General features: G+C 66.8%; 22 protein-coding genes. 12 read left to right on the forward strand and 10 right to left on the reverse strand.

All coding sequences use genetic code 11. The annotated features are described in order from the left end of the window. The first annotated feature begins 209 nt into the window (after positions 1-209). The 4 genes from J0J01_RS30525 to J0J01_RS30540 all read left to right on the forward strand — a co-directional run bounded on the left by J0J01_RS30525 (position 210) and on the right by J0J01_RS30540 (position 3089). Entirely contained in the window at positions 210-1745 is a 1536-nt protein-coding gene (locus J0J01_RS30525; RefSeq protein WP_296387408.1) for a DEAD/DEAH box helicase, read from the forward strand. 3 nt (positions 1746-1748) lie between these two features. Further along, positions 1749-1988: an Lrp/AsnC ligand binding domain-containing protein gene (locus tag J0J01_RS30530; RefSeq protein ID WP_296387409.1), complete on the forward strand. Its 240-nt coding sequence runs from the start codon at positions 1749-1751 to the stop codon at positions 1986-1988. A gap of 37 nt (positions 1989-2025) precedes the next feature. Continuing rightward, positions 2026-2259: a hypothetical protein gene (locus tag J0J01_RS30535; protein ID WP_296387410.1), complete on the forward strand. Its 234-nt coding sequence runs from the start codon at positions 2026-2028 to the stop codon at positions 2257-2259. Between the two features lie 191 nt (positions 2260-2450). Then, complete coding sequence (locus J0J01_RS30540; RefSeq protein ID WP_296387411.1) at positions 2451-3089, forward strand: DUF4286 family protein; 639 nt, start codon at positions 2451-2453, stop codon at positions 3087-3089. A 36-nt stretch (positions 3090-3125) separates the two neighbouring features. On the opposite strand, the gene J0J01_RS30545 is transcribed toward J0J01_RS30540, so the two are convergent. Beyond that, the gene (locus J0J01_RS30545; protein ID WP_296387412.1) at positions 3126-4268 is read right to left on the reverse strand and encodes an amidohydrolase family protein; all 1143 of its coding nucleotides are present in this window, start codon (positions 4266-4268) and stop codon (positions 3126-3128) included. 107 nt (positions 4269-4375) lie between these two features. On the opposite strand from J0J01_RS30545, the gene J0J01_RS30550 reads away from it, so the two are divergent. Continuing rightward, positions 4376-5215 carry an SDR family NAD(P)-dependent oxidoreductase gene (locus J0J01_RS30550; protein WP_296387413.1) on the forward strand — a complete coding sequence of 280 codons (840 nt, stop codon included), beginning with the start codon at positions 4376-4378 and terminating at the stop codon, positions 5213-5215. A gap of 10 nt (positions 5216-5225) precedes the next feature. Next, positions 5226-6845, forward strand: a complete 1620-nt coding sequence (locus tag J0J01_RS30555) for a GMC family oxidoreductase N-terminal domain-containing protein (RefSeq protein ID WP_296387414.1) — start codon at positions 5226-5228, stop codon at positions 6843-6845. A 269-nt stretch (positions 6846-7114) separates the two neighbouring features. Here the strand turns inward: J0J01_RS30555 and J0J01_RS30560 are convergent, their stop codons facing one another. Beyond that, the gene (locus tag J0J01_RS30560; protein ID WP_296387415.1) at positions 7115-7303 is read right to left on the reverse strand and encodes a hypothetical protein; all 189 of its coding nucleotides are present in this window, start codon (positions 7301-7303) and stop codon (positions 7115-7117) included. Between the two features lie 53 nt (positions 7304-7356). Here J0J01_RS30560 and J0J01_RS30565 point away from each other — a divergent pair, with 53 nt between their 5' ends. Further along, positions 7357-7485: a hypothetical protein gene (locus J0J01_RS30565; RefSeq protein WP_296387416.1), complete on the forward strand. Its 129-nt coding sequence runs from the start codon at positions 7357-7359 to the stop codon at positions 7483-7485. Positions 7486-7611: 126 nt separating this feature from the next. Next, a complete protein-coding gene (locus J0J01_RS30570; RefSeq protein WP_296387417.1) occupies positions 7612-9168 on the forward strand; it encodes an ABC transporter substrate-binding protein in 1557 nt (518 codons plus the stop codon). A 42-nt stretch (positions 9169-9210) separates the two neighbouring features. Here J0J01_RS30570 and J0J01_RS30575 read toward each other — a convergent pair whose 3' ends face one another. From J0J01_RS30575 to J0J01_RS30600, 6 genes are all read right to left on the reverse strand, one after another. Next, the gene (locus J0J01_RS30575; protein ID WP_296387418.1) at positions 9211-10509 is read right to left on the reverse strand and encodes an FAD-binding oxidoreductase; all 1299 of its coding nucleotides are present in this window, start codon (positions 10507-10509) and stop codon (positions 9211-9213) included. A gap of 94 nt (positions 10510-10603) precedes the next feature. Next, positions 10604-12097: a CoA-acylating methylmalonate-semialdehyde dehydrogenase gene (locus tag J0J01_RS30580; RefSeq protein WP_296387419.1), complete on the reverse strand. Its 1494-nt coding sequence runs from the start codon at positions 12095-12097 to the stop codon at positions 10604-10606. 32 nt (positions 12098-12129) lie between these two features. Next, the gene (locus tag J0J01_RS30585) at positions 12130-12417 is read right to left on the reverse strand and encodes a YciI family protein (protein ID WP_296387420.1); all 288 of its coding nucleotides are present in this window, start codon (positions 12415-12417) and stop codon (positions 12130-12132) included. A gap of 8 nt (positions 12418-12425) precedes the next feature. Beyond that, positions 12426-12632 carry a hypothetical protein gene (locus J0J01_RS30590; protein WP_296387421.1) on the reverse strand — a complete coding sequence of 69 codons (207 nt, stop codon included), beginning with the start codon at positions 12630-12632 and terminating at the stop codon, positions 12426-12428. 175 nt (positions 12633-12807) lie between these two features. Continuing rightward, positions 12808-13176, reverse strand: coding sequence for a thioesterase family protein (locus J0J01_RS30595; RefSeq protein WP_296387422.1), 369 nt, complete (start codon positions 13174-13176; stop codon positions 12808-12810). Positions 13177-13203: 27 nt separating this feature from the next. Further along, positions 13204-13950: a 3-oxoacyl-ACP reductase family protein gene (locus J0J01_RS30600; protein ID WP_296387423.1), complete on the reverse strand. Its 747-nt coding sequence runs from the start codon at positions 13948-13950 to the stop codon at positions 13204-13206. Positions 13951-14007: 57 nt separating this feature from the next. Between J0J01_RS30600 and J0J01_RS30605 the strand changes: the two genes are divergently transcribed. Next, positions 14008-14868, forward strand: a complete 861-nt coding sequence (locus J0J01_RS30605) for an alpha/beta hydrolase (protein ID WP_296387424.1) — start codon at positions 14008-14010, stop codon at positions 14866-14868. A gap of 4 nt (positions 14869-14872) precedes the next feature. Here J0J01_RS30605 and J0J01_RS30610 read toward each other — a convergent pair whose 3' ends face one another. Beyond that, positions 14873-15901, reverse strand: a complete 1029-nt coding sequence (locus J0J01_RS30610) for a serine protease (protein WP_296387425.1) — start codon at positions 15899-15901, stop codon at positions 14873-14875. A gap of 75 nt (positions 15902-15976) precedes the next feature. Beyond that, the gene (locus J0J01_RS30615) at positions 15977-17173 is read right to left on the reverse strand and encodes a formimidoylglutamate deiminase (protein WP_296387426.1); all 1197 of its coding nucleotides are present in this window, start codon (positions 17171-17173) and stop codon (positions 15977-15979) included. 48 nt (positions 17174-17221) lie between these two features. Between J0J01_RS30615 and J0J01_RS30620 the strand changes: the two genes are divergently transcribed. Genes J0J01_RS30620 through J0J01_RS30630 form a run of 3 tightly spaced genes read left to right on the forward strand, consistent with a single transcriptional unit; the run spans position 17222 to position 20492 of the window. Further along, positions 17222-18250 carry an amino acid ABC transporter substrate-binding protein gene (locus tag J0J01_RS30620; protein ID WP_296387427.1) on the forward strand — a complete coding sequence of 343 codons (1029 nt, stop codon included), beginning with the start codon at positions 17222-17224 and terminating at the stop codon, positions 18248-18250. Positions 18251-18297: 47 nt separating this feature from the next. Then, complete coding sequence (locus J0J01_RS30625; protein WP_296387428.1) at positions 18298-19449, forward strand: ABC transporter permease subunit; 1152 nt, start codon at positions 18298-18300, stop codon at positions 19447-19449. 8 nt (positions 19450-19457) lie between these two features. After that, positions 19458-20492 carry an amino acid ABC transporter permease gene (locus J0J01_RS30630; protein ID WP_296387429.1) on the forward strand — a complete coding sequence of 345 codons (1035 nt, stop codon included), beginning with the start codon at positions 19458-19460 and terminating at the stop codon, positions 20490-20492. Positions 20493-20750 lie beyond the last annotated feature (258 nt).

The raw sequence follows: 20750 nt of genomic DNA on the forward strand, positions 1-20750 counted from the left end.
GCGACAAGGGTGCGGTAATCCGCGACAAGGGCGCGGTAATCCGCGACCAAGGTGCGGTAAACCGCGCCCCTGCTGCGCATGGCGGCTGCATTGACTTGGACGGGCCCAAGCCTCATATCGAAGCTCGTCAGCGGTCCGGCTCGTCCACTTGAGCCTTGGGAGACCGCCCCCGACGGCCCATCGGATGTGGGCTAAGTAACGGAAATTCAATGAGTTTTGAGAGTTTGGGGCTGAGCGCCCCGGTTCTACAGGCAGTCGCCGAGAAGGGCTACACGCAGCCCACCCCGATCCAGGAAAAAGCCATCCCCATCGTGCTGATGGGCCGAGACGTCCTCGGATGCGCCCAGACGGGCACCGGCAAGACCGCCTCCTTCGTGCTGCCGATGATCGACATTCTCGCCGGCAGCCGGGGCAAGATGCGCATGCCGCGCTCGCTGATCCTCGAGCCGACGCGCGAGCTCGCCGCCCAGGTGGCCGAGAATTTCGACATCTACGGCAAGTACAACAAGCTCAACATGGCGCTGCTGATCGGCGGCGTGAGCTTCGACGACCAGGAGCGCGCGCTCGAGAAGGGCGTCGACGTGCTGATCGCCACGCCGGGCCGGCTGCTCGACCATTTCGAGCGCGGCAAGGTGCTGCTGAACGACGTCAAGGTGCTGGTGATCGACGAAGCCGACCGCATGCTCGACATGGGCTTCATCCCCGACGTCGAGCGCATCGTCGGCTACCTGCCGAAGCTGCGGCAGACGCTGTTCTTCTCCGCCACCATGCCGCCCGAGATCAAGCGGCTGGCCGACCGCTTCCTGCAGAATCCGAAGGAAGTCACCGTGTCGCCGCCGGCCTCGGCCGGCACCAACATCGTGCAGGGCCTAACGGTCGTGCCCGAGGAGGACAAGCGCGAGGCGCTGCGCCGGCTGATCAAGGAGCAGGACATCAAGAACGCCCTGGTGTTCTGCAACCGCAAGCGCGACGTGGCGATCCTGCAGACCTCGCTCAAGAAGCACGGCTTCAACGCCGGCGCGCTGCACGGCGACATGAGCCAGCCGGCGCGCATGGAGACGCTCGAGAAGTTCAAGCAGGGCGAGATCCAGATCCTGGTCGCCTCCGACGTCGCCGCGCGCGGCCTCGACATCGTCGACATGAGCCACGTCTTCAACTTCGACGTGCCCTATTCGCCGGAGGACTACGTCCATCGCATCGGCCGCACCGGCCGCGCCGGCAGGACCGGTCACTCCTTCACCCTGGCGTCGCCGGCCGAAGGCGGCTTGGTCGAGGCGATCGAGAAGCTGATCGGCGCCGCCATCCCGCGGGTCGAGGTGCCGGGCATGGACGCGGTCGCCTTCGAGGAAGGCGATGGACGCCGCCGTCGTGGCCGCGGTCGTGGCGGCCGCAGCGCCCGCCCCACCGGCGACAAGCCGCGCGGCGAGAAGCGCGAGCATCGCGAGCCGCGCGAACACCGGGAGCCGAGAGAGCCCCGCGAGGCGCGCGAGCATCGCGAACCGAAGGAACATCGCGAGCCCCGGCAGCCTCGGGAACCGCGTGAGCATCATGAGCCGCGCGAGCAGCGTGCCGAGCGCCGTCATGCCGAGCCGCGTAAGGAACGCGCCGAGCGGCCGCAGCGCGAGCGGCGGCCGGAATCGCACCAGGGGCGCTCGCATGAGCGTCACGGCGGCGGCCGCGACGAGCGCGCGCCGGTCGGTCTCGGCGATCACGTGCCGGCCTTCCTCGCCCGAGGTGGCCGCTAGGGCATGCAGACGATCTTCGTCATGGTGAAGTGCGATCTCGGCAAGGCTTACGAGGTCGCCGACGAGGCGGTGGGCGTCGAGAACGTCTCCGAGGTCTACTCGACCTCGGGCCAGTACGATCTCCTGATGAAGTGCTATCTCGACGAGAAGACCGACATCGGCCACTTCGTGACCAGCAGGATCCAGACCCTGGCCGGCGTGAAGGACACCTTCACCCTCATCACCTTCAAGGCCTTCTCCTGAGATTGAGTTGGGTCGCCCGCGGAGCGATAATCGGGTGATGGAACGCATCGCCGGCCTCCACATCGAGACGCTGCCCGAAGGCGTCTGTCTTGCCACCAGCGACGACGTGCCCGGACTGGTCGCCCAAGGCCGAACCATCACGGAGACGCTCGAGATCGCTCGCGACGTCGCGCGCAAGCTGATCGAAGCGCGCGGCGGCGATCCCGATGCCATCGCTTTGCCGGCTGCCGGCGATTCGCTGGACTATCCCCTGGTTATTGCCGCCGAGTAGGGCGTGGGACGGCTTTCGGGGTTTCGCTACCGCGAGATCATCGCTCGCCTGAGGCGACTTCGGTTCGAGTTCCGGCGCCAGGCAGCGGGCAGCCACGAGATCTGAGCCAACCCGGCGACCGGCAAGTTCACGACCATCCCGAACCATCCCGGCGATATGCCGATCCGGATGAGTTTCTGAAGCTCTGAGTGATGGCCTCTTCCGCTGTGCTCGCCATCTGGGTCGACATCGACCCGGCGGACGACGAGGCCTTCAATCACTGGCACAGCCGCGAGCATGTGCAGGAGCGCGTCGGCTGCCCCGGCTGGCTGCGCGGCAGCCGCTTCAAGGGCATCGACCGGCCGGGCCGCTATCTCCTGTTCTACGATGCCGAGACGACAGCGGCGTTCGAGAGCGACGCCTACTACGCGCGGCTGCGCCATCCGAGTGCGCTCAGCCGTGCGATCTTCCCCAAGTTCAACGATGCGTGGCGCACCGTCTGTTCGGTCGAGCGCCGGCAGGGCGGCGGCATCGGTGCGGCCGTGCTGACGGTGCGCGGCGATGTCTCGGCCTTCGACGCGCTTGCGGCGCTGAAACCGGCGCGTCTCGATCTGCTGAAGGGTGAAGCCACGATCGGCCAGGCGCACACAACGGAGAAGGACCTGCGGCCGGCACCCGACCGCCAGATCGATCAAGCGCTTCTCGCCTTCTTCCGGTCGGTGGCGGACGCAAAAACGGCGCGTGATCGCCACGCGCCGTCGGGAGAGATCTTCGCCCTCCAACACACCGTGTCGAAGGGCGATCTCTATCTGTCATCCCGAGCGTCGGCGAGGGATCTTCCTGTGCCGTAAAGATCCCTCACTTCGTTCGGGATGACGGCTGCGCCGTCAGTTGATCAGGCCGTAGAACTTGCCGGCGTTGGTGCAGGTGATCATGCGCGTCACCTCGGGCGAGACCTCGGCGAACTGCTCCTTGATGTACTTGTCGGAGTGCGGCCACACGCCGTCGCCGTGCGGGTAGTCGGAGCCCCACATCAGGCTCTCCGCGCCCATGTCGTCGATCAGCTTGGCGCCGATGCGGTCGAACTGGAAGGTCGCCTTGCACTGGCGGCGCCAGTAGTCCGACGGCTTCATCTTGAGGCCGAGATCGGTGAAGCGGTCCTCCCATTCGAAGTCCATGCGGTCGAGCGCATAGGGGATCCAGCCGCAGCCCGATTCGCCAAAGGCGATGCGGATGTGCGGATAGCGCTCCAGCACGTTGGCCGCGATGATCGCCGCCAGGATGTTCACCAGGTTCATCTGGAAGCCGGAGACCACCGTGAAGAACACCGAACGGCCGACCCGGCCGCCGTGCTTCTCGATGGTGTTCGGCGGCACCGTCGGGAAGGTGTGGAAGTGCAGCGGCAACTGGACGTCGTTGACCGCCTTCCACAGCGGCTCCCACATCGGGTGCCACATCGGCTCCATGTCCCACGAGCAGGAGAGCTCGAGCCCGCGGATGCCCATCTTGGCGACGCGGTAGATCTCCTTCACCGCGGCGTCGATGTCGCCGTAGGGCAGGCAGGCCAGCCCGATGTGCCGGTCGGGATAGTGGCTGCAGAAGTCCTTCAGCCAGTCGTTGTAGATGCGCAGCATCTCGTTCGACGCATCCTTGTCGTTGAGCCGGCTCGAGGCGCCGAGGATGCCGTAGATCACCTCGGCATCGACGCCGTCGCGGTCGAGGTCCTTGATGCGCAGGTGCGGATCGGAGACGCGGCGGATGTCCTTGGCGCCGTCCTCGTACAGGCCGGTCTCGGCCATCACGTCGACGCGGTGGTGCTTGCCCTTCTGGTACTTGCTGCCGGCCGGGCCGACGCCGTTCTTGAAGCCGAAGGAGGCACCGTTCTTGGCGGTCCATTTGGGACCCTCGTCGGTGTCGACGACGAACGGCATGCGGTCCTTCATGTCGCGCGGCGCCATCGACGTGAACAGGTCGGGCGGCATCCAGGGCATGTCGAGGTGGCAATCCGCGGAAATCCGATTGTATTTCATGGCGTCGCTCCCTTGGGTGCTAAGATTGTGCGCGCTTGCCGCGGGGCCGGGCAAGGGTCAGGTTTCGACTGTCAAAGGGAGAACACCCGAGGAGAACCATGCGCAGGATGACCGGCCGGACCGCTCTCGTGACCGGCGCCAGCCGCGGCATCGGCCGCACCATCGCCGAGCTGCTGGCCACCGAGGGTGCCCGCGTGGTCTGCGTGGCGCGCACCCTCAAGGAGGGCGATCATCGCCTCGAAGGCTCGCTCGACAGCACGGTCGCGGCGATCCGCGGCGCCGGCGGCGACGCGACGGCGATCGCGGCCGACATCTCGTCGGAGCCCGAGTGCCTGAAGCTGGTCGAGGCGGCGCGCGCCGCTTGCGGCCCGATCGACACCTTGGTGAACAACGCCGCGCTCAACTATTACATCCCGACGGCGGAATATCCGACCAGTCGCTGGGTCAAGGCCTTCGCCGTCAACGTCCATGCGCCGTTCATCCTTTCGAAGGCCGTGCTGCCCGACATGATCGCCGCCCGCCGCGGCGCGATCGTCAATATCAGCTCGGGCTCGGCGATCGGGCCGGGCCGCGGGCCGTACAAGGACCAGACGGTGCGGGGCGGCGTGATGTACGGCGCGACCAAGGCGGCGCTGGAGCGCTTCACCCAGGGCCTGGCGCAGGAGGTGGCGCAGCATGGCGGCATCGCGGTGAGCTGCGTGTCGCCCTCGCGCACCGTGCCGACGCCGGGCACGGTCTATCACAAGCTGATGGCGAGCCTCGACGATCCGCGCGGCGAGCCGCCGACGACGATGGCGCGCGCCGTCCTGCTGCTGGCCAGCGAGCCGGCCGAGAAGGTCAACGGCCGCGTGACCTACAGCCAGCAGATCCTGAAGGAATGGGGCTGGATCGAAAAAGGCGTCGGCCGCGGCATCGACACGGTTGGCACCGGCTATTCGCAGATTTAGGAACGGTGGGATGGAAGGCGAGTTCGATTACATCGTCGTCGGCGCGGGGTCGGCAGGCTGCGTGCTGGCCAACCGGCTGTCGGCCGATCCCCAAACGCGCGTGCTGCTGCTCGAGGCGGGCGGCAGGGACAACTGGATCTGGTTCCACATCCCGGTCGGCTACCTCTATGCGATGGGCAATCCGCGCGCCGACTGGATGTTCAAGACCGAGGCGGAGCCCGGGCTGAACGGCCGCGCGCTCAACTATCCGCGCGGCAAGGTGATCGGCGGCTGCTCGGCGATCAACGGCATGATCTCGATGCGCGGGCAGGCGTCGGATTACGACCACTGGCGCCAGCTCGGGCTCGCCGGCTGGGGCTGGGACGACGTGCTGCCGGTCTTCAAGCGGCTCGACGGCCATTTCCTCGGCGACACCGAGCATCATGGCGGCAGCGGCGAATGGCGGGTCGAGGAGATGCGGATCAGCTGGCCGATCCTCGACGCGGTGATCGAGGCGGCCAACCAGATGGGCGTGCCGACGACCACCGACTTCAACACGGGCGACAACAACGGGGTGGGCTACTTCCACGTCAACCAGAAGCGCGGCATCCGCATGTCGACGGCGCGCGCGTTCCTCAAGCCCGTGCTCGGGCGGCCGAACCTCAGGCTGGAGACCGGCGTGCTGGTCGAGAAGGTGCTGTTCGAGGGCCGCCGCGCGGTCGGCGTGCAGTACCGCCAGAACGGCCAGGTCGTGACGGCGCGCACGCGGGGCGAGGTGATCCTGTCGGCGGGTGCCGTCGGCTCGCCGCAGATCCTGCAGCTCTCGGGCGTCGGCTCGGCGGACTGGCTGAATGAGTTCGGCATCGCGGTGGTGCTCGACAAGCCGGGAGTCGGCCGCAACCTGCAGGACCATCTGCAGCAGCGCGCGATCTTCAAGGTGCAGGGCACGAAGACGCTGAACACGACCTATCACTCGCTGCTGCGCCGCGCGATGATGGGCGCGGAGTACGCGCTGTTCCAGAAGGGGCCGCTCACCATGGCGCCCTCGCAGCTCGGCATCTTCACCATGTCGTCGAGCGAGCACGAGCGCGCCAACATCGAGTTCCACGTCCAGCCGCTGTCGCTCGACAAGTTCGGCGAGCCGCTGCATCGCTTCCCCGCGATCACCGTCAGCGCCTGCAACCTCAGGCCGACCTCGCGCGGCACCATCCGCCTGCGTTCGGCCGATCCGGCGGACAAGCCCAGGATCGCGCCCAATTATCTCTCGACGCCCGAGGACCGCCGCGTCGCCGCCGATGCGATCCGCGTCACGCGGCGGCTGATGAAGCAGCCGGCGCTAAAACCCTATCGTCCCGAGGAGTTCCTGCCCGGCCCGAGCGTCGGCGACGACGAGGCCTCGCTGGCCAAGGCGGCGGGCGACATCGGCACCACGATCTTCCACCCCATCGGCACCGCCAAGATGGGCTTGCCGTCGGACCCGATGGCGGTGGTCGATGCCGAGCTGCGGGTGATGGGACTGGAGCGGCTTCGGGTCGTCGATGCCTCGGTAATGCCCACCATCACCTCGGGCAACACCAACACGCCGACCATCATGATCGCCGACAAGGCAGCCGAGATGATTCGCGGCCGGAATCTTGCCAAGGCCGCCTAGGCGAGCACTGCTGGAAGCGTGGCACTCCGTGCCGCTCTTTATCTTTTGTTAAAAAATAAATCTGGCGCGAGGCCCAACGCGATTTCCCAGCAATGCGCGATGATCAGGCATGAGCGGCACGGAGTGCTGCGCTCCCAGCGCCCCATTATGGGCAATGGACCGCGATTCGAAGTCCGGAAATGGCGTCTTTTTTGACGGCCATTGCCCATAATAGGTCCTGCTGCTCGGCGCGCTTATCTTGCCTGCACGTCCACGTGTGCAGGAGCGTTTCATGTCCGAGTCAGAAGTCCGTCGCGATCAGCGAGCTCGATCGCCTGGGCATCGAGCTGGCCCACCACCTGATCGGCGTCGTCGCCGAGCAGGGACTGCAGGGCAACCTCAAGGCCGCCGAGATGGTGCTGCAGCGCGTCTGGCCGGTGCGCCGCAACCGGTCGGTCGAGATCGTCGACCCCGAGCAAGAGATGGACGACGAGTCTACACGATCGGCGAGCACAGCGCGGTCGCCTCGGCGATGCTGGAGGGCCAAATCGCGCCGCAGGACGCCCAGGCCGCCGCGCGCGTGCTGAAGTCGCTGCAGGAACAGATGAAGGCGGCCGAGGACACCAACGTCACCATTTCTTATGCCCGCGGGAAACGGTGAAAATGGAGAAAAATGGATGAAAATGGTCGGAAATGGACGAGCCGTCCTGCCCCTGCGGGAAGGAGGAGAGGTTGCCAGATCGACCGCCCTCGGCTCAGGATGTCTTCAACGATAAGGGAGGTCTGCATGCTCAAGCGTACAGTGGCGTTCCTTGCGGCATTGGCGTTGGCCGGCGCGGCCCATGCCCAGACGACCTTCCGCGTCGTCAACCATTCCGATCTCAAGATCCTCGATCCGATCTGGACCACTGCGTACATCGTGCGCAACCACGGCTACATGATCTACGACACGCTGTTCGCGCTGGACGGCAATCTCGAGGTCAAGCCGCAGATGGTCGACAAGTGGACGACCTCGCCGGACAGGCTCACCTGGACCTTCACTCTGCGCGACGGGCTCGAGTTCCACGACGGCACGCCGGTGACGTCGGAGGACGTGGTGCCCTCGCTCAAGCGCTGGGCGGTGCGGATGCCGTACGGTCAGCTCCTGTGGACCAAGGTCGCCGAGGTCAAGGCGCTCGATCCCAAGACCTTCCAGATCCAGCTCAAGGCGCCGACCGGTATCATGCTGCAGGCGTTGAGCCAGCCCTCGGGCGCCGCCTTCATCATGCCCAAGAAGGTGGCCGAAACCGATCCGTTCAAGCAGATCGACGACTACACCGGCTCGGGGCCGTTCATCTTCGTCAAGAACGAATGGAAGCCCGGCGAGAAGACGGTCTACGTCAGGAACCCCAAGTACAAGCCCCGCGCCGAGCCCGCTTCCGGCCTGGCCGGCGGCAAGATCGCCAAGCTCGACCGGGTCGAATGGGTGGCGATCCCCGACCAGCAGACCGCGACCAGCGCCCTGATGAAGGGCGAGATCGACATGATCGAGACGCCGCAGCACGACCTGCTCAAGATGATGGAGGCCGATCCCGGCGTGAAGCTGGTCAACCTCAACAAGTGGGGCAACCAGTACATCTTCCGCTTCAACCAGCTCTACAAGCCGTTCGACAACCCGAAGATCCGGCAGGCGATGCTCTACGCCTTCAACCAGAAGGACTTCGTCGACGGCGTGATCGGCGACCCGCGCTACTACAAGGTCTGCAAGGCGATGTTCATGTGCGACACGCCCTATGCCAGCACCAAGGGCTTCGAGGACAAGCTCGAGAGCAACGTCGCCAAGGCCAAGGAGCTGCTCAAGGAAGGCGGCTACGACGGCACGCCGGTCGTGCTGATGCACTCCTCGGACCTGCAGATCCTGGCCAATCTCGCGCCGGTGGCGAAGCAGCTGATGGAGCGCGCCGGCATGAAGGTCGACATGGTTTCCATGGACTGGTCGACCCTGGTCTCGCGCCGCTCGCGCAAGGATCCGCCGGACAAGGGCGGCTGGAATGCCTTCCTGACCTCGTCGGCGTCGGTCGACATCGTCGATCCGCTCGCCAACACCTACATCAACGCGGTCGGCGACAATGCCTGGTTCGGCTGGCCGAAGGACGAGCTGCTGGTCAAGCTGCGCGCCGAGTTCGCCGACGAAGCCGACGAGACCAAGCGCAAGGCGATTGCCGAAGCCATGCAGGTGCGGGTATCGGAGAACCCGACGCACATCTTCGCCGGCCAATGGGTCGTGCCGGCGGCGGTACGCAAGAACATCACCGGCAACCTCGAATCGCCGGTGACGATCTTCTGGAACATCGAGAAGAAGTGACTCTTACCTCCTCCGCCGCAGGGGAGGAGAGGAAATTGGCAATCAGGCGGCGCTGGCGTCGCGCTGATCGAGAAACCGGTACCAGGTGACGAAAGCCTGGAAGTACAGCTTGTTCAGGCCATGGAACGGCAGCGGCTTGACCTTGCCCGGCGGCAACGGCAGCGCCAGCGGATCTCCCGAGGCGATATAGGCCGCCATCGCGCGGCCCATCGCCGATTGCAGGGCCACGCCGCGTCCCATGCAGCCGATATCGATCAGCAGGCCGGGCGCGGGCTCGTGCAGGTGGGGCAGGTGATCGCGCGTGATCGCCACGCGGCCACCCCAGCGGAAATCGATGCCGGCGCCTTTCAACTGGGGAAACATCTTTTCCATCATCGTCTCGATATGCGCCCAGTCGCCAACGCTCTTGGGCTCGCGCATCGGTCCGCGGCCGCCCAGCAGGAAGCGGCCGGTATGGTCGAGCCGGTAGTAAAGCCCGATGCGGCGCGAATCGGAGGTCGCCTGGCCGCCCGGCAGGATCGACTTGCGGACGTTGTCCGACAGAGGCTTGGTCGCGACCTGGAAGGAATTGGCGGCGATGATGGTCTGGCGCAGATGCGGCCAGAGATCGCCGGTATAGCCGTTGGTCGCCAGCACGACGCGATCGGCCGTCACCGTGGCGCCCTGGCGGGTGCTCACGATCCATTTGCCGTTCTCGCGCTCGAGGCCGGTCGCCGGCGTCTCGCCATGGATCGCAGCGCCGGCCGCCAGTGCCGCACGCGCCAGGCCGCGCGCGTAGGCGAGCGGTTGCACCACGCCGCCGCGGCGGTCGATCCAGGCGCCGAGATACTGGTTGTGGCCGACGTAGCGTTCCGTCTCCTGCCGGTCGAGCACCTCCACGGGCGCGCCGCGCTTCTGCCATTGCGCGGCCCGGGCCTCGATCGGGCCGACCGCCGGGCTCGAGATGGCGCTCTGGATCCAGCCGGTCCGCGTGTTGGGAACGTCCATCCTGTGCTTGTCGATCAGCTCCCACACGACTTCGGCCGTGCGGCTGACGAAGTCGACGAGCCGGGGGCCGCGCTCGGGGCCGAACATGGTCTCGAGCTCGTCGGGATCGAACTTCAGGCCGGGGATGACCTGGCCGCCGTTGCGGCCCGACCCGCCGAAGCCCGGTTCCCCGGCCTCCAGCACGATCGCCTTGATGCCGCGCTCGGCGAGATGCAGCGCGGTCGAGAGGCCGGCATAGCCCGCGCCGACGATACAGACATCGGCGGTGGCCGGCGCCTGCAGGGGCGGGGTCGGGACCGCGGCGGGAGCGGTCGCGGCCCACAGCGACGGTTCGAGGGGAAAGGGCTCGGCCATGGATCTCGCTCGCAGTTGAGGTCGACGCCCGGACTCAGCACGGATCGTGCCGACAGGCGCACAATCCGCCTAGGCGGATTGTGCGCTAGTCCAGTCAGCGCGCCTTGAAGTTGAACTCCGCGCCCGAGCGGATGCCGGCCGGCCAGCGCGCCGTCACCGTCTTCAGCTTGGTGTAGAAGCGCACGCCTTCCATGCCGTAGATGCCGTGGTCGCCGAACACCGAGGCTTTCCAGCCGCCGAAGCTGTGATAGGCGACCGGCACCGGGATCGGCACGTTGATGCCGACCATGCCGATCCTGACGTTGCTGGCGAAGGCGCGCGCGGCGTCGCCGTCGCGGGTGAAGATCGCCGTGCCGTTGCCGTAGGCGTGGTCGTTCACCAGCTTGATCGCGTCGTCGAAGTTCTTGCTGCGCACGACGGAGAGCACCGGCCCGAAAATCTCGTCCTTGTAGATCGTCATGTCGGGCTTCACCTCGTCGAACAGGCAGCCGCCCATGAAGTTGCCCTGTTCGTATCCCTGCAACTTCAAGCCGCGACCGTCGACCACCAGCTTGGCGCCTTCCTTCACGCCCTGGTCGACATAGCCCATCACCTTGTCCCGGTGCTGGCGGGTCACCAGCGGCCCCATCTCCGACTGCGGGTCGAGGCCGGGCCCGACCTTCAGCGCCTGCACGCGCGGCGCCAGCTTCTGCACCAGCTTGTCGGCGACATCGCCGACCGCGACCGCGACCGAGATCGCCATGCAGCGCTCGCCGGCGGCGCCGTAGGCGGCGCCCATCAGCGCGTCGGTCGCCTGGTCGAGGTCGGCGTCGGGCATCACCACCATGTGGTTCTTGGCGCCGCACAGCGCCTGCACGCGCTTATTCATCGCCGTGCCGGTGTGATAGACGTACTCGCCGATCGCCGTCGAGCCGACGAACGAGATCGCCGGTACGTCGGGGTGCTTCAAGAGCGCATCGACCGCGACCTTGTCGCCGTTCACCACCTGGAAGATGCCCGCCGGTGCGCCCGCCTGCTGGTAGAGCTCGGCCAGCAGCATCGGCGCCGACGGGTCCTTCTCCGACGGCTTCAGGATGAAGGCGTTGCCGGTCGCCACCGCCATCGCGCCCATCCAGCACGGTATCATGATCGGGAAGTTGAACGGCGTGATGCCGGCCACGACGCCGAGCGGCTGGCGGATCGACCAGGTGTCCATGTCGGTCGCGACTTGCTCGGTGAAGTCGCCCTTCATGTGATGGGCGATCGAGCAGGCGAACTCGACGACCTCGAGGCCGCGCCCGACCTCGCCCTTGGCGTCGTCGAAGGTCTTGCCGTGCTCGAGCGAGAGATGGCGCGCCAGGTCGTCGGCGTGCTTCTCGATCAGGTTCTTGAGGTTGAACATGACGCGCTGGCGGCGCAGCGGCGGCAGGGCGCCCCAGGCAGCTTGCGCCTTCTTCGCGACCTGCACCGCCTGGTCGACCTCCTCGACCGAGGCGAAGGCGACCTTGGCGGTGACCTCGCCGGTCGCCGGGTTGGTGACGTCGCCGGTGCGGCCGCTGTTGCCCGCCATAGCCTTGTTGTCGATGTAGTGCCCGATGTTCGCGACCATGTGTTCCTCCGATTGGCCGCGTTTTAGCACTCTCAAGGCGTCTTCGGCAGTTCCCTGATCTCGACCGTTCCGCCGTTTTCGTACACCGGATTGCCGGCGAGCAGCTTGCGGGCCTCGGCCAGGTTCGCGACCTCGACGCGGATGAATCCCACAATGTGTTCGGTGACTTTCGGCGGCCGGCCCGGCTTGCGGATGCAGACACCCGGCCCGATGGCGCTGCCGCCCCGGAACTTCCCGGCGCGCTGCAGCCTCTCCAGATAGGGGCCCCAGTCGCCGTCGTCGATCGAATCGTCGTGCATGAAAAGGAGGTAGTCCGGCATGGCCTTCCTCAGCCCCTGTACTCGATGAAGGCGGCGAAAGCGCGCGCCCGGTCGGCGATGTCGGGGCCCGGGAGGTCGCTCCCGCCCGTCGCCATCTCGGCCGTGACGCCCTGCGCGTCGAGGAACGTCCGGGCGACGTCGGCCTTGATCGCAAAGTTCACGTTCTGCGCGCCCTGGCCGGCCCGTCCCCCGAGCCGCGACGAGACGACGCCCATCCCGCCACCGTCAGCATCCTGCCGAACTGCATGTCCCTCATTACTCCCACCGCAGCTACTGTGCACGTGTAAGCGGAATCGTTCAACCTATCATAGATTGTATTATCGCAAACCACTTCTCGATATTTGGTGCTGGCCGTCGCGTCGGTTGGGATCCGCCCGGCGGATTTTAAAATCAACCCTTGCGTTGAACGGGTACGATGGCGCGACGGTGAGTGCCTTCGCCGACCTTCTTGTCCTCGTCGTGCGCTTCGACCTTGAAGCGGAGCTTGCGGCCATCCACCTCGAGCAGCTCGGCGCGCACCGTCACCTTCTTGCCTTTCGGCGTGGCGCCGAAGTGCTTGACGTTCACCTCGAAGCCCACGGTGGTGTGCCCTTCGGGGAGATGCGACTGCACGGCCTCGATGCCGGCACGCTCCATCAGGCCGATCATCGATGGCGTGGACAGCACGCCGTCGCCGCCCATGTGCCTGACCACCAGCTTGTCATCGACTGTCGTGACGATCTCCGCCTTGAGCCCTGGTGTCAGGTCGTTCGTCGGCATGTGTTTCTCTCCCGGGTTGGTGGCTGACTAGTACATCACGTCTCCACCATTGGGCGACAGGGTGGCACCGACATAAAATCCGCCGTCCGGACCGGCCAGCAACAGCGCGGTCGCGGCGATTTCCTCCGGCCGGCCGAAACGGCCCACCGGCAGCGCATCGATGAAGGCCTGACGATCCCCGGGCGTCATGGTCGCCGTCAGATCGGTGACGATCGGGCCAGGCGCGATGGCATTGACGCGAACGCCTTTCGGCGTCGCTTCCCATGCCAGCGCGCGCGTGAATCCCATTATCGCGGCCTTGGCGGCGGAGTAGGGCGCCGAATTGACCGCGCCCTTCAAGCCGCGCTGCGAGGCGACGTTGATGATGCAGCCCTGCCCACGGGCCGCCATCGCCGGGTAGACCGCCTGTGCCATGAAGAACGTGCCCTTCAGGTGCACGGAGATGATCCGGTCGAACTCCTCCTCGGTATAGGCTTCGAAGGGTTTGCGAATGTTCATGCCGGCGTTGTTGAACAGGATGTCGACCGGTCCGAGTTCCCGCGCCGCCTGCTCAGCGAAGACCCGCGCGGACGCGATATCGGCGACATCGACCGAGCGATGCAGGGCGCGCCGGCCGAGGGCGCGGATCTCGCCAGCGGTCTGGTCAGCCTTGGCATCGTCATTCAGATGGCAAAAGGCGACATCCGCACCCTCGGCGGCGAAGGCGAGCGCCGTGGCGCGGCCGATCCCGCGCGAGCCGCCGGTGATCAGAGCGATTTTTCCCGCGAGCTTCATGCTGCTCTTCCTCCCCAGTCCGAACCCCACAACAGGCTTGCACGGCAGGCGATAGTCGTGTTGCGTCCGGCGATGCCGAACGACAGCGACAGGGTATTCCTCGACTACACGAAGGAACAGCTCGATCAGGCCTACGACCAGCTCGTCTGGGCGCCGCATCGCGATGCCATCCAGGCCGAGATCCGCAAGGACTGCGAGGCTGTCCGCAAGGCGATGCCGTCGCGCACCGAGCGCTACGGCAGGAGCGAAATGCAGCTGCTCGACATCTTCGCGCCCAAGGGAGCGTCGAAGGTACCAGTGCTGGTCTATTTGCACGGCGGCGCCTGGCTGCGCGGCTCGCGCCTCGACGTCGCCTACCCGGCGCCAGCGGTTGTCGGCAAGGGCGCGGCGCTGGTGGTCGCCGACTTCGACAATGTCGCCACGGTGCCGCTGCCGGCGATGATCGCGCAGTGCCGCGAGGCCGTGGCGTGGACGGCGCGCAACGCGGCGAGCTTCGGCGGCGACCCCGACCGCATCTATCTCGCGGGCCATTCCTCCGGCGCGCATCTGGCGAGCTGCGTGCTGCTCGGCAACGACACGGTCAAGGGCGCGCTGCTGATCAGCGGCATGTACGACCTGCACGCGCCGCTGCTGTCGGCGCGCAGCAAGTACGTGAAGATCACGCCCGAGGAGCTGGATGCCGCCAGCGCCATGCGCCATCTCGGCCGCATCCGCTGCCCGGTCGCCGTCGCCTGGTCGGTCGGCGACAGCCCGGAGTTCCGCCGCCACGGGCAGGTGTTCGCTGCGGCGCTGGAAGGTATGGGCCGGCTGGCCAGCCGCACCGAGGTCTTCTCGCCCAACCACTTCGAGGAACCGCGCCAGCTCGCCGACCCGAACAGCGCGCTCGGCCGCGCGCTGTTCTCGCTGATGGGACTGTAGCGCGTCAGCCCTTGCATTCGATGCGGACGGTGAAGCCGCGGGCACGTTCTCCGACGTCAGCGGCGCCAAGCTCATGGCCACCGCCGGTTTCGGCCGAGACGCCGGTCGTCGCCAGGAAAGTCCTCACGACCTCGGTCTTGATGGCGAAGTTCACGTTCTGCGGAAGAGCGCCGCTCCTGCGGATGGCGGCACGCTCGTCGAGCGAGGAGGATGTGACACCAACCACGGCTCCGGTCATGTCCATCAACGGGCCACCGCTGTTGCCGGGTTGGATCGGCACGGAAATCTGGAGGAAGCGGGTATCGTCGCGCAGGCCGGCGAGCGCACTTACCGTCCCTGTCGTGAGCACGCCGGTCGTCGTCACCATGTTCGGAATTGGAAACCCGAACGCCACGACCGCCTCGCCGGGACGCACCGGCCGATTGCCGCGCAGCGTCGCGATCGCCGCGGGCGCGGAGGCGGTTTGTAAGAGCGCCAGATCGTTCTGCTTGTCAGTCGAGACGATGATGGCCGGCGCGGAGACCCCGCCCGCCCGATGGACGGTCAAGCTCCCGCAGCTGTCGACAACATGGGCATTCGTGAGAACGTGGCCCTGTCGGGTGACGTAAAATCCGGTGCCGCTTCCGCTCTTCGGTCCGCCGGCAGCCGGTCCGGCTTGGCCGGGGCCGGCGGCAATGTACGCGGCGCCTTGTTCGTCGCTCATGCCGTAGTAGAAGCGCACGGTCCCGCCGGTATTGAGCGTGCCGAAACCGTAGCCGACGCCCGCCCGCAATGAACGAAACTGCAAGGCGGCCTGACGGCCGTCGTTGCACGACAGGATGGCGGTGCCGTTGCGGGAGCCGTGAAAGGCGAAGTCGCCGACACATTTGGTGCCGGCGTCGCTTTGCATCTCCATGTAGCCGGTGCCGTCGCCATAGCCGGTCGATTTTCCCCTGAAGGTTTCGCTTCCCACGAGGCCGACGACATCGACGGTGACCGAGCAGCCGGCCACCGCAAGTCCAGCGACCAGAACGCCCCAGCTTGCCCGGTTCATCTGCAACCTATGATTGGTCTCCCAAAATCCAACTTTGACGGAGCGCGAGCCATCGATCAAGCGGTGCCGTGCCGCTCATGGCTGGGAGAGCAGTCGGGCGAGCGTCCTGTCGTAGCGTCCCGCGATTCGATCGCGATCGCGATGGCGCCCACGGTCGACCAGCCGCACGCCGCCGCGTTCGACCGAGATAATGGCATCGTTGTCGGCGGTGAACAGCCAGTGGTCGAGCATCGCGTCGCCGCGATGGCTGCTGTCGTTGAGCACGACGATGCTCTCGTCGCTCGCGCCGACGGCCTGCGCGCCGCCCGCGAGCGCCGCCTCGAACAGGCGGCGGCCGGTTGATCGGCCCGCATCGCCCAGCACGTTGCGCTGGCGGTGGACCAGGCGCTGGCCGTATTCGAGGGTGCGCAACTCGTCGGCGACGGAGATGCGCACGTTGGAATCCGAGCCGACGCCGAAGCGGCCGTCCTTGCCGAGGAAGTCGGGCACGTCGAACAGGCCGTCGCCGAGATTGGCCTCGGTGATCGGGCAGAGGCCGACGACCGCCTTCGACTTCGCGATGCGCGTACGTTCGCCGGCATCGGCGTGGGTGGCATGGACGAGGCACCAGTGCGCGTCGACCGGCACGGTATCCATCAAGAGGTCGATCGGGCGGCGGCCATGGGCGGCGAGGCAATCCTCGACCTCGCGCGTCTGCTCGCCGACATGGATGTGCGCCGGCTGGCCGCGCCAGGTTTCGGCCGCCCATTTGAGGTCGTCGAGCGTCACCGCCCGCAGCGAATGGGGCGCGATGCCGATACGCCCGCCCGGCACCTTGGTTTCCATGATCCGGGCGTAGAATTCGCGGTCGTTGAGGAAGCGGCGCTGGCCGGGTGTCGCGGGCCTTCCGCCGAAGCCGCTCTGGCGATAGAGCACCGGCAGCAGGGTCAGGCCGATACCGACCTCGGCCGCGGCGGCAACGATGCGCTGCGACATCTCGGCGACATTGTCGTAGGGCCGGCCGTCGGGCTGGTGATGCAGGTAGTGGAACTCGGCGACCCAGGTGAAGCCCGCCTCGAGCATCTCCATGTAGGCCTGGGCGGCGATCGCCTCGAGGTCGTCCGGCCCGAGCCGCTCGACGAAGCGATACATCTGCTCGCGCCAGGTCCAGAAAGAATCGCTTCCGCTGCCGCGGCGCTCCGTCAACCCTGCCATGGCCCGCTGGAAGGCGTGGCTGTGCAGGTTGGGCAGGCCCGGAATGCGGCTGGTTTCGAGCGGCGATTTACTGGTCACGCCGAGGCTTGTACGGTATCGGGCAACGACTGTTGAGGGGGTTTTCACATGAAGTTCTACGGCTTTGCCGCCGCGGTGGCATGCCTGGTCGCGACGCCTGCGGGTGCGCAGCAGCTGGCGCCCAGCCCGACGCTCGACGCCGTCAAGGCACGCGGCAACATCGAATGCGGCGTGCATCTCGGCCTGCCGGGCTTCTCCTTCGCCAACGACAAGGGCGAGTGGACCGGCCTCGACGTCGACTACTGCAAGTCGCTGGCCGCCGCCGTGCTGGGCGACGCGACCAAGGTCAAGTACACGCCGACCTCGGTGCAGCAGCGCTGGCCGATCCTGCAGTCGGGTCAGGTCGACCTGCTGGCGCGCAACACCACCATCACCTTCTCGCGCAACGCCACGCTCGGCGTGAACTTCCAGGGCATCAACTTCTACGAGGGCCAGACCTTCGTGGTGCGCACCAAGGCCAAGGTCGCCAAGGTCGCCGACCTCGCCGACGCCACGATCTGCGTCGCCGCCGGCTCGACCGAGGAGAAGACCGCGGCCGACTGGTTCCGCGAGCGCAACCTCAAGGTCACGATCATCAATTTCCAGAAGAACGACGATGCGATCTCGGCCTACGACCAGGGCCGCTGCGACGCCTACACCGCGGGCCTCGGCGCGCTGGCCGGCCAGCGCATCAAGTTCAAGGATCCCGCCGAGCACCAGATCCTGACCGAGATCATCTCCAACGACCCGCAGGGCCCGACCACGCGCTGGGGCGACGAGCGCTGGCAGCTCATCGTGCGCTGGGTGCTGAACGCGCAGATCGCCGCCGAGGCGCTCGGCATCACCTCGAAGAACGTCGACGAGATGAAGGCCAAGTCGACCAACACCGAGGTCCGCCGCCTGCTCGGCGTCGAAGGCAAGTTCGGCGACATGATGGGGATCGGCAACGACTGGGCCTACAACATCGTCAAGCAGGTCGGGAACTACGGCGAGAGCTACGAGCGCACCGTCGGCATGGCCTCGCCGCTCAAGCTGAAGCGCGGCAGCAACGAGCTGTGGACCAAGGGCGGTCTGCTGTTCACGCCGCCGTTCCAGTGACCTTCATATTCCTCCCCGCGCTGCGCGCAGGGAGGAGAGTGATTTCTATGGCGTTCCTCCGCGACCGCAAGGTCCGCGACGTCCTGTGGCAGGCCGCGGGGGCGATCGTCCTGGTCGCCCTCGTCTGGTTCTTCGTGCGCAACGCCTCGGAGAACATGGTCAAGGCGGGCATCGCCTCGGGCTTCCGCTTCCTGTGGCGCGACAGCGGCATCGAGGTGCCGTTCAACCTCACCGGCTACAAGCCCAGCGACACCATCCTGGCGCTGCTGTGGACCGGCATCGTCAACACGCTGCTGGTGTCGGCGGTCTCGATCATGGTGGCAACGGTGATCGGCTTCACCGTCGGTCTGCTGCGGCTGTCGCGCAACTGGCTGCTGTCGACCCTCGCGGGCGCCTATGTCGAGTTCGTACGCAACATCCCGCTGCTGTTCTTCGTGCTGTTTTGGTACTTCGGCGTGCTCGCCGCGCTGCCGACGCCGCGCGAGAGCCTGAACTTTCTCGACGTCGCCTTCCTGAACCGCCGCGGGCTCTCGATCCCGACGCCTAACGACGCCACCGGGCTGCGGCTGGCGCTGCTGGCGATCGCGGTCCTGATCGCCGGCCAATGGGGCCTCGCGCGCTGGGCGCGGGCGCGCCAGGCGCGCACCGGCCGCGACTTCCCGACCTGGGCCGTGGGCTTCGTGACCTGTGGCCTGCTGCCCATCCTGGCCCTGGTCGCCGGCGGCGCGGCCACCAGCTGGGACGTGCCGACGCTGCGCGGCTTCAACTATCGCGGCGGCTTCGTGCTGGCGCCGGAGTTCGTGGCGCTGTTCGCGGCGCTCTCGACCTACACCGCGGGCTTCATCGCAGAGGCGGTGAGGGGCGGCATCCTGTCGGTGCGGCAGGGCCAGATCGACGCCGCCCGCGCGCTCGGCCTCGCGCCCGGCCGCATCGTGCGGCTGGTGGTGATCCCGCAGGCGATGCCGGTGATCATCCCGCCGCTCACCAGCCAGTACCTCAACCTGATCAAGAACTCCTCGTTCGGCGCGGCGATCGCCTATCCCGAGATCGTCGCGGTGTTCATGGGCTCGGCGCTGGTCTCGACCGGCCAGTCGATCGAGATCATCGCGATTACGCTCGCGATCTACTTGACGCTCAGCCTCGCCGTGTCGGCGTTCATGAACTGGTACAACACGCGCCACCGGCTGGTGACGCGATGATCGCGCAATTGCGTCAGCGCCTGTTGGCGACGCCGGTCGATGCGGCGATCACGCTGATCTGCCTCTACATCGTCTGGCGCATCTCGGTGCCGCTGGTGCATTGGCTTCTGCTCGACGCCACCTGGCAGGGCACCAGCCGCGACGACTGCAAGGGCTCCGGCGCCTGCTGGGTGTTCGTGAAGATGCGCTTCAGCCAGTTCATGTACGGCCAGTATCCGGTGCCGGAGCGCTGGCGCGTCGACATCGTCGGCGCGCTGTGGGTGGCCGTGACGCTGGCGCTGTCGTGGCGCGGCCTGCCGCAGCGTCGCGGCGCCACGGTCGCGGCTGCCGTCCTGCTGCCACCGGTCGGCATCGTGCTGCTGCACGGCGGCTGGGGCACCGGCCTCAAGCTGGTCGAGACGCGGGAATGGGGCGGGCTGATGCTGACCCTGTTCCTCACCGTCTATGCCGGCCTGATCGCCATCCCGCTCGGCGTGCTGCTGGCGCTCGGCCGCCAGTCGCGGTTGCCGCTGGTCCGCTTCGCCTCGGTGGTGTTCATCGAGTTCTGGCGCGGCGTGCCGATCATCACCGTGATCTTCCTCGCCTCGCTGCTGCTGCCGCTGATCATGCCGACCGGCTTCGATGTCGACCGCCTGGCGCGCGCCGTGATCGGGCTTGCCTTCGTGATCGCGGCCTATATGGCGGAGGCGGTGCGCGGCGGCCTGCAGGCGCTGCCCGAAGGCCAGGCCGAGGCCGCCCAGGCGCTGGGGCTGGGCTACTGGCGCATCCAGCGCATGATCGTGCTGCCGCAGGCGCTGCGCATCGCGCTGCCGGCGATGACCAACGAGTTCATCGCCCTGTTCAAGAACACCACCCTGGTGCTGATCGTCTCGATCTTCGACCTCCTGGGCATCGCCCAGGCGGCGCTGGCCGACCCGGCCTGGGTCGGCATGAACATGGAGGCCTATGTCTTCGCCGGCGCCATCTACTGGTTCGCCTGCTTCGGCCTCTCGCAATGGAGCCGCCAGCGCGAGCGGCGCCTGCAGGTCGCTCACGGCCGCTAGAGCATATTCCGTCCGGCTGGAATCAGCCGGACGGAATATGCCTTCTGCAACGACTATCACCCGTGCGCGCATTTCCGGTTAGATGGAACCGCGCGCGGTTCCATCTAACCGGAAATCGCTCTAGCAGTTTGCTGAAGAACCTTCCGGTTTTTCAGGATTGATGATTCCATAGCGTGGTTTTTGCTGTGGAGCATGGGCAATGCGCGGTGAGTTCCGGGATCAGGGCGGTCTGTTCTCCTACATCGACCCCGAGAGCCG

The sequence above is a fragment of the Reyranella sp. genome (assembly GCF_017305915.1).
In the GTDB taxonomy this organism is placed as follows: Bacteria; Pseudomonadota; Alphaproteobacteria; order Reyranellales; family Reyranellaceae; genus Reyranella.

Bases quoted from the DNA above. Each gene is read 5' to 3' on its own strand.
- J0J01_RS30525 (WP_296387408.1), top strand. From the start codon at position 210: ATGAGTTTTGAGAGTTTGGGGCTGAGCGCCCCGGTTCTACAGGCAGTC.
- J0J01_RS30530 (WP_296387409.1), top strand. From the start codon at position 1,749: ATGCAGACGATCTTCGTCATGGTGAAGTGCGATCTCGGCAAGGCTTAC.
- J0J01_RS30535 (WP_296387410.1), top strand. From the start codon at position 2,026: ATGGAACGCATCGCCGGCCTCCACATCGAGACGCTGCCCGAAGGCGTC.
- J0J01_RS30540 (WP_296387411.1), top strand. From the start codon at position 2,451: ATGGCCTCTTCCGCTGTGCTCGCCATCTGGGTCGACATCGACCCGGCG.
- J0J01_RS30545 (WP_296387412.1), bottom strand. From the start codon at position 4,268: ATGAAATACAATCGGATTTCCGCGGATTGCCACCTCGACATGCCCTGG.
- J0J01_RS30550 (WP_296387413.1), top strand. From the start codon at position 4,376: ATGACCGGCCGGACCGCTCTCGTGACCGGCGCCAGCCGCGGCATCGGC.
- J0J01_RS30555 (WP_296387414.1), top strand. From the start codon at position 5,226: ATGGAAGGCGAGTTCGATTACATCGTCGTCGGCGCGGGGTCGGCAGGC.
- J0J01_RS30565 (WP_296387416.1), top strand. From the start codon at position 7,357: ATGCTGGAGGGCCAAATCGCGCCGCAGGACGCCCAGGCCGCCGCGCGC.
- J0J01_RS30570 (WP_296387417.1), top strand. From the start codon at position 7,612: ATGCTCAAGCGTACAGTGGCGTTCCTTGCGGCATTGGCGTTGGCCGGC.
- J0J01_RS30575 (WP_296387418.1), bottom strand. From the start codon at position 10,509: ATGGCCGAGCCCTTTCCCCTCGAACCGTCGCTGTGGGCCGCGACCGCT.
- J0J01_RS30580 (WP_296387419.1), bottom strand. From the start codon at position 12,097: ATGGTCGCGAACATCGGGCACTACATCGACAACAAGGCTATGGCGGGC.
- J0J01_RS30585 (WP_296387420.1), bottom strand. From the start codon at position 12,417: ATGCCGGACTACCTCCTTTTCATGCACGACGATTCGATCGACGACGGC.
- J0J01_RS30590 (WP_296387421.1), bottom strand. From the start codon at position 12,632: ATGGGCGTCGTCTCGTCGCGGCTCGGGGGACGGGCCGGCCAGGGCGCG.
- J0J01_RS30595 (WP_296387422.1), bottom strand. From the start codon at position 13,176: ATGCCGACGAACGACCTGACACCAGGGCTCAAGGCGGAGATCGTCACG.
- J0J01_RS30600 (WP_296387423.1), bottom strand. From the start codon at position 13,950: ATGAAGCTCGCGGGAAAAATCGCTCTGATCACCGGCGGCTCGCGCGGG.
- J0J01_RS30610 (WP_296387425.1), bottom strand. From the start codon at position 15,901: ATGAACCGGGCAAGCTGGGGCGTTCTGGTCGCTGGACTTGCGGTGGCC.
- J0J01_RS30620 (WP_296387427.1), top strand. From the start codon at position 17,222: ATGAAGTTCTACGGCTTTGCCGCCGCGGTGGCATGCCTGGTCGCGACG.
- J0J01_RS30625 (WP_296387428.1), top strand. From the start codon at position 18,298: ATGGCGTTCCTCCGCGACCGCAAGGTCCGCGACGTCCTGTGGCAGGCC.